The organism is Micromonospora sp. URMC 105 (assembly GCF_051386295.1).
GTDB lineage: Bacteria > Actinomycetota > Actinomycetes > Mycobacteriales > Micromonosporaceae > Micromonospora.
In genome coordinates this window covers 46,282-58,344 of sequence record NZ_JBPQTL010000014.1, presented here as the reverse complement: position 1 = coordinate 58,344, position 12,063 = coordinate 46,282, and the positions used below count along the sequence as shown (strand labels likewise).

Genomic DNA, 12,063 nt, shown 5'->3' with positions numbered 1-12,063 from the left:
CCGCAGCTCCGGGCAGGTCACTCGTCGGCGTCGATGACCGAACCGGGCTCCACCGGCGGCTGTCGCTCCCCCACCGTTGTTCCTGGCAGGCCGCCGGACCCCCACCCCGACCCTCCCAGGAGGAGCAATGGGCATACGGCTGCTGCGCCGATTCCGCAGTCCTGTCCTGACCACCACCGCCGCACTCGTCGTCGCCACCGGCATCTGGGCGGTCCCCGCCCAGGCCGCCCCCGCCCAGGAACCGGGCGTCACGCTGCGCGTCTTCGACGTGCAGGTGCCGCTGAACGAGATCTGCACCCTCAAGCCGGGGCAGACGCCGAACGTCGACAAGCTGATGCCCACCGTCAACTGGTCGTCGGCCACCGACTTCGGCTTCGACGACTACTTCGTCTCCCAGGTGCTCGGCAACCTCAACATCAGCCAGGCCGGCAGCTACACGTTCCGGCTGAGCAGCGACGACGGCTCCCGGTTGTCGATCGACGACAACGTCGTCATCAACCACGACGGGCTGCACGGCCCGACCCCGCCCAAGGAGGGCACGCTCAACCTCACCGCCGGGCTGCACCCGCTGCGCATCGACCACTTCGAGCGCACCGGCGGGCAGCAGATCACCCTGGAGTGGAAGACCCCGGGTTCGTCGTCCTTCGTCGTGGTGCCCAACTCGGCGCTGAGCACCGACGCCGGCGTGGTCCGGGTGACCGCACCGGGCAAGAAGGAGTGCGAGGGCGTCACCGACTCCCCCGGCGACGGCCTGCCGCTGACCAGCGTGTATCCCGGCTACACCCTGACCAACCTGCGTCCCAGCGGCTTCCAGCCGAAGGTGACCGGGATGGACTGGCTGGCCGACGGCCGCCTGGTGATCTCCACCTGGGGCGGCAGCGACCAGTCCGGCAGCTCCCAGGACGGCGAGGTGTACATCCTCAACAACACCGGCGGGTCCACCGGGCCCGGCAGCGTGACCACCAAGAAGATCGCCGGTGGTCTCAAGGAGCCGATGGGGCTCAAGGTCGTCGACGGCGTGGTCTACGTGTCGGAGAAGCAACGGCTGACCAAGCTGGTCGACACCAGCGGCGACGAGGTCGCCGACCGCCTCGACACGGTCGCCACCTGGCCGTACGGGGGCAACTTCCACGAGTTCGCCTTCGGCCTGCTCTACGACGCCGGCTACTTCTACCTGAACCTGTCGGTCTCCATCAACTACGGCGGCGCGACGACCGACCCGCAGCCCGCTGCCAACCGGGGCACCACGATCAAGGTGAACAAGGACACCGGCGCGGTCTCCTACGTCGCCGGCGGCCTGCGTACGCCGCACGGCATCGGCTGGGGCCCGGAGAACGGCATCTTCGTCACCGACAACCAGGGCGGCTGGCTGCCGTCGTCGAAGCTGGTGCACGTCAAGCAGGGCCGGTTCTTCAACCACTACATGAACCCCGACGGCCCGTTCGACGCCAACCCGGTGACCCCGCCGGTGCTCTGGATGCCGCAGAACGAGATCGCCAACTCCCCGAGCACCCCGATGTACCTGAAGTCCGGCCCGTTCACGGGTCAGTTCGTCATCGGTGACGTGACCTACGGCGGCCTGCAGCGCGCGTACGTGGAGAAGGTCAACGGCGAGTACCAGGGCGCCCTGTTCCGGCTCACCCAGGGCCTGGAGGCGGGCGTCTCGGAGGTCAACGTCGGTCCGGACGGCGCGATCTACGTCGGCGGCCTCGGCGCCGGCGGCAACTGGGGTCAGAGCGGCAAGCTCTCGTACGGCCTGCAGAAGCTGACCCCGAACAGCACCAGCGTCTTCGACATCCTGGCCATGCGGGCCACCACCACCGGTTTCGAGCTGGAGTACACCCAGCCGCTCTCCACCGACACCGCGGCGAACCTGGCCGCGCACTACAAGGTGAAGCAGTGGCGCTACCAGCCGACGGCCGGCTACGGCGGCCCGAAGATCGACGAGGAGACGCTGACGGTCACCTCGGCCACCCTCTCCACCGACCGCAAGAAGGTCAGCCTGACCGTCGCCGGGCGCAAGGCCGGGCACGTGGTCTACGTCCGCTCGCCCCGCCCGTTCACCTCCGACAGCGGGCAGTCGCTGTGGAGCACCGAGGCCTGGTACACCCTCAACGCCATCCCCGGCAGCACCCCGCCGCCCACCGGCGGCAACCTGGCGCTGAACAAGACGGCCACGGCGGACAGCTCCTGCGCCGCCACCGAGGGCCCGGACAAGGCGGTCAACGGCTCCGTCGCCGGCGGCAACGGCGACAAGTGGTGCTCGAAGGGCACCACGAAGTACCTCCAGGTCGACCTGGGGGCCAGCACCAACGTGAACAAGTTCGTGGTCAAGCACGCCGGTGCCGGCGGCGAGAACACCGCCTGGAACACGAAGGACTTCACCATCGCCACCAGCACTGACGGGTCCAACTGGACGACCCGGGCGACGGTGACTGGCAACACCGCCAGCACCACGACGCACGACATCACCTCGGTCTCGGCCCGCTACGTACGCCTGAACATCAGCGCGCCGACCAGCACCACCGACCCCGCGGCCCGCATCTACGAGTTCGAGGTCTACGCCCCGAGCGGGTCCGGCGGCACCATCACCGGTGTCGGCGGCAAGTGCCTCGACGTCAGCAACGCGGGCACCGCCGACGGCACGAAGATCCAGCTCTGGACCTGCAACGGCACCAACGCCCAGACGTGGAGCCGGGTCGGTGACACCTACCGGGCGCTGGGCAAGTGCCTGGACGTCTCCAACGGCGGCACCGCCGCCGGCACCAAGGTGCAGCTCTGGACCTGCAACGGCAGCGGCGCGCAGGTCTGGCAGCCGCACACCAACGGGTCGCTGCAGAACCCGCAGTCCGGCAAGGTCCTGGAGACGGCCGGCGCCGGCACCGCCGACGGCACCCAGGCCCAGATCGGGACGTACGCCGGGGGCGCCCACCAGCACTGGGTCGTCAACGGCTGAGCAACAACGGTGGGCCATCGGCGACGAGGTTTCCTCGCCGGTGGCCCACCGGCCTGTTCGCACACAGGTCCGGCACTCGACGTCGATCGCTTCCCGACCGGTCCGCCCCGGAGTCAGTCCGCTTCGATGCCGCCGGCCCGCAGGATCTGCCGGACCCGTTCACGGGAGTAGCCCGTCCGCTTGACCAGATCCACCTGCCGCGTGCCGGCCCGGTACTCCGCGACCATTGCGCGGTGCAGCTCGGCGCGAGCCTGCTCAACCCGGGCGCGGGCGTCGGCCTTGATCTGCCGGGCGGCCTGCGCGGCGCGTTCCTCCGCCTGCGGTAGCGCCTCTTCGGCAACCCTCAGTGCGCGCATAGCCCGGTCGAGATCCACTTGGCCATCTTCGCTGGCATCGAGATAGGCCAAACCTCTCGGGGTTGGCAATTGGCCAACCCTAATATTCGAATCAGAGGCCAACATGGGTACGGTGTGTAGTTGGCACTGTCAACCGACGCCCCCCGGCTCGCGCGCGCACGCTGACCGGGGGACTTGATCGCACATCGGAGGTGCGACCCATGGCGAATCTACCGTTCGTTCTCGACCGCCGCGGGGAACCGGCGGCCGTCCGCATCGAGGTCTACAGCGGTTCATCGGACGGCGGGGCGTTGGACGCCGTGGCCTACGCCTGCCCCGACCATTCCGAGCCGACAACCGGCGCCATCACTGCGACCGGCCTCACGGCAGCCGCCGCTGCGGCCTCGGCGCCCGGCGTCGAACGGAGATGCGGACACGTCCACGTATTCGCGACTGGGGCGTTGGCAGCCGACCGGCCCTGGCACCCCCGCTGGTGCGACCGGGCTGGGTGCCACCAGCGCGGGGAACACCGGTCACGGGTGACTGATGTTGACACCAACCGATGCGAGGCGTCGATCCTGACTGTGGGGCTGGTGCAGACGACTCACCCGGCGGCCGAACCGGTCGTGGCGTTGACGGCGACAGTGTCCACCACCGCCCACCGGGTGGTGTTGTCGATCGGGCAAGCCCGGGCGTTGCGCTACCGGTTGAGCGCCTTGACCGACGCCGCCAGGTACCGGCGGCATTGATCTCCTAGCCGAACGCGGCGACGCGCGACCTCGCACCGTCCTTTGGCGGACGAACCCGATGCTCCCCCTGACCGCTGATAGCACGGCAGGGGGACATCGGCGGCTACCCGGGGTCAGGCGAACACGACATTGTCGACGTCGATGGTGACGAGCTCGATGTCACGCACCACGGTTCCGTCCTCAGCCAGTGGGTAGACGCGCCGCCGGGTCGGGACCATGATGCCGTCGAACTCCTTGTGGTCCGAGCAGTAGTGCGCGGCCCGCCCCGCGTTGAGGACCTCGGCCGTGTAGTCGTGCCGGCGCAGCAGCCCGCCCTGGTCGAAGTAGAACGTCTGCTCCCGGGCGTGGGTGGCGACGCCTTCGGGGAAAGTGACCTTGAGACGGTTCCAGGTCTCGCCCTCCTCGGTCACGGGAGACAGCTCCTCGGTGTGGAAGTCGGGCCGCGCGAAGGTGAACGGGGTGGTCAGGTACGTCCACATGGCGTAGCCGGCGAAGTAGGCGACGTGCAGGTCGTCCCAGGGGGTCTCGAGGACGTGGCCGGCGAAGGCGGCACGGGGGTCGAAGCGCTCGGCCTTCACCTCGCCGGTGTCGCTCTCCACGGCCACTCGCTCAGCGGTGAACGAGGTGCGCAGGCCGGCCGTCTTGAACGGGTAGTGACTGGCGTGCTGCCGGCGCAGGTCGACCCGTACCGCAGCCTGGGCGAAGATCCCCTCCTGGCCCTTGAGTGCCCACAGCGCTCCGCCGGTGCGGAAATGGGCAGTGGCCGAGCTGAACCGCTCATAGCGGTCCAGACCGCCGTGGGCCTTGATGACGGCGTTCGTAAGGTCGCTCACGATCGATTTCTCCTCGCTGAGGTGGCTCGGTCCTGTCGGGGACCGTTGACCAGGCAATGCTTGCCCGGCTACCGCTCGAATATGACCGGTCGTCTTAGGTGCGGCAACGAGCGCTGGATCACAGCGCCCATGGCTTGACGGAGCCAAGACGACCGGTCATATTTGCGCGAGGAGGTGGTCCGTCTTGGCCAGGAAGAGCACGCGCGAAGAGATCGTCACGGCCGCGCTCGACCGGTTCCACGCCCGCGGGTACAACGCCGCCGGGGTCAACGACATCACCCAGGCGGCCGGCGTACCGAAGGGGTCTTTCTACAACCACTTCGACAGCAAGGAAGCCCTCGCCATCGTGGCGCTCGAGCGGTACGGCGACAGTCTCCGGCTCGCGGACCTCGCCGACACCTCGGTCCCCCCGGTACAGCGGCTCCGGGCGCACTTCGAATTCCTCCGCGACGAGGTTGTCGGGCACGAGTACCACCGCGGCTGCCTGTACGGCAACTTCGGCACCGAGATCGTCGACCATCGCGACGCCATCCGGGACGCCGTACGGGACAGCCTCGACACGTGGGCCGGGCTCATCGCCACGACCCTGGCCGAGGCGCAGCGCGCCGGGACGGTGCGCGCCGACGTGGACCCCGAGGTCACCGCCGGCTTCCTCGTCAACGCCTGGGAGGGCACGCTCATCCGGGCACGCACCGACCGCTCCCCCGCCGCCTTCGACGCCTTCTTCTCGGTGTTCGACACCCTGCTCGCGCCGGTCTGAAGCCCGCCCGGGTGGGCGGCTCTTGCGGACGCGAATCGGACTGCCGACGCGGACCCTGGAGGGGCACGACCCCGACGCGTTATGGCAAGTTCGGCAGGATCGCCAGCCAGGTGCGGACGCGCTCGGCATCGGGCCCGGCAGGCAACCGATCAACAAGCGGGGCAAGCGGGGCAACGAGGTTCTTGTGGCGGCGAAGGAGCAGGATCTGCTCGGTGGGCAGCGTCCGGCCAGCTGGTTCGCCTCAGCCGGCATCAGTGTCACCGCAGCCAGGACGCTTCGGACGAGCGCGGCCTGGTCCCAGTTCTCGTCACCCGGCACCGACCCGAGTTCCTGAATCAGCAGGCTACGCAGATTGAAACAGTCCGCAGCGGCACTCCATCGGTCGTAGCCGGCGAACCGCTCGGCGTGGTCGGTCAGCGACAACGCCACCTCGGCCCATTCCCGACGCGCCTCTGCGGTCAACGCCCGGTCGTAGACGTGGAACTGCGCCCGCCATCGCGTCTTCAACCACCAGTTGACCGCTCGCGGGGCGTCGTCCTCGCCTAAGGTGCTCATCCACTGGCGTACGCGGGCACTCGACCACGCATGCATGTCACCGGCGGCATCCTGGTGCGACATCCGCCTAGTGTGAGTCACCGACGGGGAGGCCACCGAACCGCAGCGCAGTCGGCGGACGTGGCATCGAGCCTGCGTACACCGTCAGTTTGGAAGAGCGCGCTCAACCGGTCGTGACGCCCCGAACGCCTGGGACCGGCGGGAGACGGCTTGCACCTCGTGCCGGTGGTGCGTCACGCAGTCTCTGACTCACCGTGCCAGGATCGCCACGTGCGCAACGAGCAACGCCTACGAACACGGACGCCCGAGTCCCGGGCCTTCGCGGAGCGCGTACAGCTTGTCATGAACCTGACCTCGCGCCTCAATGTGCTGCCGTTCGACGACCTCGACGCGCGCAGGACGGTGCTCACCGAGATCTTCGGTAAGCCCATCCCTGACTCGCTGTCCATCCTGCCCCCGTTCTATTGCGACTACGGGCTTGGAGCATCGTTCGGAGAGCGCGTGTTCATCAATCAGGGATGCTTCTTCCTCGACTACGGGGGCATCACCATCGGTGACCGCGTCCTGATCGGTCCCCGAGTGACGCTGAGCACGGCCGGGCACCCCGTCGAGCTCGACGAACGGTACGACTTCATCACGCACGCGCCCATCGTCATCGAGGACGATGTGTGGATCGGCGCCGCAGCCACGGTCACCCCTGGAGTGACGATCGGTCGGGGCTCGGTCGTCGGCGCGGGCGCCGTTGTCGCGAAGGACGTGCCGCCGCTGAGCGTGGTGACAGCAACAAGCGTCGTGGAGCGCAAGCGTCTCAAGCCGGCGTCTCCTGAACCTGAAGCCTGACGCGTTTGCGAACGTCGCGCGGGTGAGGGAGGTTTCACTGCGGTTCGTTACAGCGCCGTCCGTCACGGCGGAGCGATCACGAGTGGACCCCGACGTCCGAGCGCCCACACGGTGAGCGCGAAGCAGCAGAGCGCCGTACCCGTGATCGTGACCGCGGTCCAGCCGCCTGCGGACCAGAGCGTGGTCGCGGCGGCGGAGCCGATGGCAGCGCCGATGAAGTTGCCGACGCCCAGCGCCGTGTTGAGCCGGCTGCGGGCCTCGTGGGAGAGGGCGAACAGCCGCGCCCGGTTGAGGAGGGCCTGCGTCTGGAGGGCAACATCGATCATGATGATGGCGATGACGACGAGGACGACCGACCGTCCGGCGAGCCCCGCGACGACAAAGGCGCCGAGGGCCAGTACCCAGGCCGCGCCGGTGGCCGGAAGCGACCAACCGCGGTCGTGCAGACGACCGCCGTGCAGGCCGGAAAGGACACCAGCGAGGCCGGCCAACCCGAACATCCCGATCACCGCTACCGGGTACCGGAACGGTGGGCCGCTGAGCAGGAACGTCAGCGCCGTCCAGAACAGCGAGAACGCGGCGAACCCGGTGGCGGCCAGGACCAGCGTCCATCGGGCCGCTCGCTCGCGCATGACCACCGCGCCGACCGAGGCGATGAGCCGTGGGTACGACATGCGCGTCCGCGGTGCCAGCGGTGGAATCGCGCGGTAGAGCAGGACCGCGAGCAGGACGGCGACCACCGCGGCGAGGGCGAAGACCGCACGCCAGCCGGCGGTGCCGGCGACGAACCCGCTGATCGTGCGGGAGGCCAGGATGCCGGTGAGGGTCCCGGACCCGACGATGCCGACGATCCGGCCGCGGTGGGCGTCGCCGGCCAGGTCCCCGGCGAGCGGTGTGAGGACCTGCCCGGTAATCGTCGTCACGCCGAGCACGCCCAGTGCGAGAAGGAGTACGCCGATCGACGGCGCCAGCGCGCACAGCAGCAGCGCGGCGGCTGAGGTCAGCAACATCACCGGGACGAACCGGCGGCGGTCGAGGACATCGCCGAGCGGCACGAGCAGCAGGACGCCGACGGCGTACCCGACCTGCGTCGCGGTGACGAACCAGCCGGCCGTCGCGGTCGCGACGCGTAGGTCGCCTGCGATGAAGCTGAGCAGCGGCTGCGCCCAGTAGAGGTTGCCGATGGCCACTCCCGCCGCCACCGCGAACAGGAACGTCAGTCGGCGGCTCATCTCTGACGGCGGTGCCATGCGGGGTGCTGCCACCCTGCCACGCTAAGGCGCGGGATCAAGGCGCGACCGAGGGGCGGAGATGCCTCTCGGCGCCTCACCACTTCCCCGCTGTCTGCCGGGCTTCTGCGGACCAGCTGCGGACCGCTCGCCGGCACGCAGGGGCGGAGCGCCAGTTCGGAAGATCGCGCCGAGCCGGGCGTGATGCCCGGAAAGCCTGCTTGGGGAAGGCAGCTCGGTGACCGCTCGCGCCCGCTAATGCCCGCCGGGGAGGACGGTTACTGGCCCGTGGATAGCCCGGCGATCACGCCTCCGCCTGGCACGGACGGCAAGCACCAGCACCAGGACTGTGACCGTCGCGGCGGCGCCCCAGACGGTCAGCGTGACCGAATCCGCCACAGGGCTTTCCGCTGGCGGTGGCAGCACCATGTTGAGAGCCGCTCCGACGGGAGCTACGAGTGCCGCGAGAATTCCGGCCGGGCCTGGACGCCGGATGGTGGCCCCCACCGCCCCGAGAGGCAATCCCAACACCAGGCTGGCGACCAACCAGAATGGCATCTGCCCCCACTCGAAGCCGTCATGGAACGGGAACAGCATGGGCACGGTGTCGTAGACGATCGTGGCGTCGATGAGCGCGAGACATCCCGCCAGCGCCCCGGCGAGCACCCCCATCACCGGTCGGAGACCACTGCTCACCAGCCAACCCACGGCCACAGCCATCGTGGCCCACGCCCAGCCCGAGTCGAGGATCAGGCTCGCGAACTCCGCCGTCTGCGACCAGGCGCCCCGGTCCGCACGGGCTCTGCCACCCTCACCGAGCAGCAGCGGCACACTGTTGGCGACAGCCGCGGCGGCGCCCAACCCCGCACCGACGGTCAGAGTGGTCGCCACCCCTCGAACCAATCGCATCCGATCACTTTAGGGATGCCGTCAGAGGCCATGCCGCCGTCCGCGCCACGTAGACCGCTCCTCTGCCTAAAGGCCATCTCTGTCGAAGATCCCGCCGGAGGCATCGGTTCTGCGTACTCGGGTGCAGCTGCGAGTATTGGCCGGCGCGCCGGCCGATGCCGGCGCTCGCGCCGCCAGCAGGCCGAGCGCGGCTGGCGCGGCCCGCTTCGCCGGCCGCCTTGACTTAGAAGAGGGCAGTTCAGCGGTGGATTCAGCGTGCCCGTTGTCCCGTCAGGGGACATGCTTGTCACGCGCGTCCCACCACATGCGGACATGATCGCCGGGCTTTGTTGCGCTAAGCGGCGAGCGGCACCCAGCGCTTCAACACGACCGGATCGCCCAGCGAGCCGGGCCATACCTGCACTCGTAGCCGCTCCATCGTTCGCGGGTCGTTGTCGGAGTCGATCCCTGAGCGTTCTGCCTCGGCCAGGTTGCTCTTGCAGACCCGGACTCAGCCGCGATCGAGCGTTGGCTGGCGTTCGCCTCATCCGATTCGGCCGGCACCGCCAGTCGGTTGACGGTATACCGGCAGGTTTGTGTTCCTACGCCTCCCGCACGCGGTTACGCCGGTGATGCACGATCAACGCGACCCCGCAGAGCAGCGCCACCAGGCCGAACGCCGAGCTGATCCACGGGTTGTCCACCGCGGTCGACAGCACCATGTTGGCCGCCGCGCTGACGAGGAGCACCAGCCACAGCAGCGGGCGCAGCAGACCGCCCGGCTTCTTCGGTGCGGGGGCGGGGGCCTCGACGATGCGGTACGGATCGGTCATGAATGCCTCCTCAGGTGAACGTTCCTCGACGCCGTCAACGCTAGGTGGGCGGCGCGGCGGGGACGATCCCGCCAGCTCGACAACCGTGGTACAGCAGGCTGTACCTTCCGCGCCTTGCGTTGCCGGGCGGGGTCAGCGGTGGCCTATGTTGACGGGGGAGGTGGGTCGATGGCGTACGTGCGGGGCCGAATTCGCGCCTCGGTCGACGCCCTGGAGCACCTCGTCGGAGGGCTGGGCACCGCCACGCTGGCGCTGGGCGCGCTGCTCTGGGCGGCGATCGTGGCGGTGACCTGCCTGGCGGGGGTGGGGCTGCTGGCGGCGCCCGGTGCGTTGCGGGCGGTGCGCTCGGTGGCCGACCGCGAGCGTGCCCGGCTGTCCCGCTGGGGCGGCCCGATCCCCGCCCCCGGGCCGGTGCCGGCCGGCTTGCGGACGGCGGCGCACGACCCCTTCGTGCGCCGGGAGCTCGGCTGGGTCGCGTTGCACTCGCTCATCGGCCTGGTGACCGGGATGATCGGCCTCGCGCTGCCCCTCTACGCCGTGCAGGACGTCACCTTCCCGCTGTGGTACCGGCTGATCCCTGCCGACGCCGGCGCGCCGGGGATCGTCTGGTGGCGCATCGACGGATTGTCCGAGGCACTCGCGGTCGGGTTGCTCGGGGTGGGCTGGCTGGCCGCCGCGATCTGGTTCACCCCGGTCCTGGCCCGTCTCCAGGCATGGCCGGGTCGGTGGCTGCTGCCTCCGCCGCCGGGTGTCGACCTGTCCCTGCGGGTGGCCGAGCTGACCGCCACCCGCGCTGCGGCGCTGGACGCCCACGCGGTCGAACTGCGCCGGATCGAACGATCGCTGCACGACGGCACGCAGAACCGGTTGGTCGCTGTCAACGTGTTGTTGGGCGCCGCGCGGCGGGCCGTACGCCGCAATCCGGACCGGGCCGACGAGATCCTCGGGCAGGCGCAGGACGCTGCGGAACAGGCACTCGGCGAGCTGCGTACGGTGGTGCGCGGGATCCTGCCGCCCGTGCTGGACGACCGGGGTCTCGCCGGCGCGCTGGCGGGCCTGGCCGCCAGCTGCGCGGTGCCCTGCCGACTGGAGGTGGACGTGGCCGTGCGGTGCGCGGCCTCGGTCGAGGCCACCGCGTACTTCGTGGTGGCCGAGGCGCTGACGAACGTCGTCCGGCACAGCGGTGCGAGCCAGGTGAACGTGGCCGTGCGCCGCGAGCGTGGCCGACTGCTGGTGAGCATCGAGGACGACGGGCACGGCGACGCGGACGAGTCACGTGGCTCCGGGCTCACCGGCATCCGTCGGCGGGTCGAGGCGTACGACGGCCGGATGATGCTGACGAGCCCGCCGGGAGGGCCGACGAGGATGGACGTGGAGCTGCCATGCGGATCGTGATCGCCGAGGACGACCCGCTGCTGCGTGAGGGTTTGGCGCTGCTGCTGCGGGCGGAGGATCTGGACGTGGTCGCCACGGCCGGTACTCCGGGCGAGTTCTTGGTCGCCGTCGACAAACACGCGCCGGATGTTGCGATCGTGGACGTACGGATGCCGCCGACCCATACCGACGAGGGCATCGTGGCAGCGGTGGAGGCCCGGCGGCGCCGGCCCGACCTGGCGGTGCTGGTCCTGTCGGCGTACGTGGAGCAGGCGTTCGCCACCGACCTGTTCTCGGTCGGCGCCGTCGGGCTGGGTTATCTGTTGAAGGAGCGGGTGGGCCGGGTCGAGGAGTTCCTCGCCGCGCTGCACCGCGTCGCGGACGGCGGCAGCGTGATCGACCCGGAGGTGGTGGCGCAGCTGCTCGCCCGCAACCGCCGGACGGACACGGCGCTGAGCGAGCTGTCGCCGCGTGAGCGTGAGGTGCTGGGGCTGATGGCCGAAGGGCTCGGCAACAGCGCGATCGCCCAGCGGCTGTTCGTCACCGACGGCGCGGTGCACAAGCACATCCGCAGCATCTTCTCGAAGCTTCAGCTTCCCCCGGACGACCGTGCCGACCGGCGGGTCACCGCGGTGCTGCGCTACCTGGACGGCGATCGGCGGTAGCGCCTGCTGTACCCGGACCTGGCAGCCCGCGGGATGGTCGCCGTTC

11 protein-coding genes are annotated in these 12,063 nt (G+C 69.9%); 6 read left to right on the top strand and 5 right to left on the bottom strand.

Annotation, left to right across the window (positions count from 1 at the left end):
• Positions 1-127 precede the first annotated feature (127 nt).
• On the top strand, positions 128-2,956 hold the full coding sequence (locus tag ACSNN7_RS07545) for a ricin-type beta-trefoil lectin domain protein (protein WP_436679929.1): 2,829 nt from the start codon (positions 128-130) through the stop codon (positions 2,954-2,956).
• Positions 2,957-3,069: 113 nt separating this feature from the next.
• On the opposite strand, the gene ACSNN7_RS07540 is transcribed toward ACSNN7_RS07545, so the two are convergent.
• Positions 3,070-3,330 (bottom strand): hypothetical protein, encoded by a 261-nt coding sequence (locus tag ACSNN7_RS07540; RefSeq protein WP_280838027.1) that lies wholly within the window; start codon positions 3,328-3,330, stop codon positions 3,070-3,072.
• Between the two features lie 182 nt (positions 3,331-3,512).
• Between ACSNN7_RS07540 and ACSNN7_RS07535 the strand changes: the two genes are divergently transcribed.
• On the top strand, positions 3,513-4,040 hold the full coding sequence (locus tag ACSNN7_RS07535) for a hypothetical protein (RefSeq protein WP_436679928.1): 528 nt from the start codon (positions 3,513-3,515) through the stop codon (positions 4,038-4,040).
• Positions 4,041-4,153: 113 nt separating this feature from the next.
• On the opposite strand, the gene ACSNN7_RS07530 is transcribed toward ACSNN7_RS07535, so the two are convergent.
• Entirely contained in the window at positions 4,154-4,873 is a 720-nt protein-coding gene (locus ACSNN7_RS07530) for a hypothetical protein (protein ID WP_436679927.1), read from the bottom strand.
• A gap of 184 nt (positions 4,874-5,057) precedes the next feature.
• Between ACSNN7_RS07530 and ACSNN7_RS07525 the strand changes: the two genes are divergently transcribed.
• Both ACSNN7_RS07525 and ACSNN7_RS07520 read left to right on the top strand, forming a co-directional pair.
• Positions 5,058-5,633, top strand: a complete 576-nt coding sequence (locus ACSNN7_RS07525) for a TetR family transcriptional regulator C-terminal domain-containing protein (protein ID WP_436679926.1) — start codon at positions 5,058-5,060, stop codon at positions 5,631-5,633.
• 825 nt (positions 5,634-6,458) lie between these two features.
• Complete coding sequence (locus ACSNN7_RS07520) at positions 6,459-7,028, top strand: sugar O-acetyltransferase (RefSeq protein WP_436679925.1); 570 nt, start codon at positions 6,459-6,461, stop codon at positions 7,026-7,028.
• Positions 7,029-7,090: 62 nt separating this feature from the next.
• Here ACSNN7_RS07520 and ACSNN7_RS07515 read toward each other — a convergent pair whose 3' ends face one another.
• From ACSNN7_RS07515 to ACSNN7_RS07505, 3 genes are all read right to left on the bottom strand, one after another.
• Positions 7,091-8,293, bottom strand: a complete 1,203-nt coding sequence (locus ACSNN7_RS07515; protein ID WP_436679924.1) for an MFS transporter — start codon at positions 8,291-8,293, stop codon at positions 7,091-7,093.
• 219 nt (positions 8,294-8,512) lie between these two features.
• Positions 8,513-9,148: a hypothetical protein gene (locus tag ACSNN7_RS07510; RefSeq protein ID WP_436679923.1), complete on the bottom strand. Its 636-nt coding sequence runs from the start codon at positions 9,146-9,148 to the stop codon at positions 8,513-8,515.
• A 599-nt stretch (positions 9,149-9,747) separates the two neighbouring features.
• Positions 9,748-9,978: a hypothetical protein gene (locus ACSNN7_RS07505; protein WP_436679922.1), complete on the bottom strand. Its 231-nt coding sequence runs from the start codon at positions 9,976-9,978 to the stop codon at positions 9,748-9,750.
• A 168-nt stretch (positions 9,979-10,146) separates the two neighbouring features.
• Here ACSNN7_RS07505 and ACSNN7_RS07500 point away from each other — a divergent pair, with 168 nt between their 5' ends.
• Entirely contained in the window at positions 10,147-11,373 is a 1,227-nt protein-coding gene (locus ACSNN7_RS07500; protein WP_436679921.1) for a sensor histidine kinase, read from the top strand.
• Entirely contained in the window at positions 11,361-12,017 is a 657-nt protein-coding gene (locus ACSNN7_RS07495) for a response regulator (RefSeq protein ID WP_436679919.1), read from the top strand. Before ACSNN7_RS07500 ends, ACSNN7_RS07495 begins: the two co-directional genes overlap by 13 nt.
• Positions 12,018-12,063: the final 46 nt, after the last annotated feature.

Bases quoted from the DNA above. Each gene is read 5' to 3' on its own strand.
- ACSNN7_RS07505 (WP_436679922.1), bottom strand. From the start codon at position 9,978: ATGACCGATCCGTACCGCATCGTCGAGGCCCCCGCCCCCGCACCGAAG.
- ACSNN7_RS07545 (WP_436679929.1), top strand. From the start codon at position 128: ATGGGCATACGGCTGCTGCGCCGATTCCGCAGTCCTGTCCTGACCACC.
- ACSNN7_RS07535 (WP_436679928.1), top strand. From the start codon at position 3,513: ATGGCGAATCTACCGTTCGTTCTCGACCGCCGCGGGGAACCGGCGGCC.
- ACSNN7_RS07495 (WP_436679919.1), top strand. From the start codon at position 11,361: ATGCGGATCGTGATCGCCGAGGACGACCCGCTGCTGCGTGAGGGTTTG.
- ACSNN7_RS07500 (WP_436679921.1), top strand. From the start codon at position 10,147: ATGGCGTACGTGCGGGGCCGAATTCGCGCCTCGGTCGACGCCCTGGAG.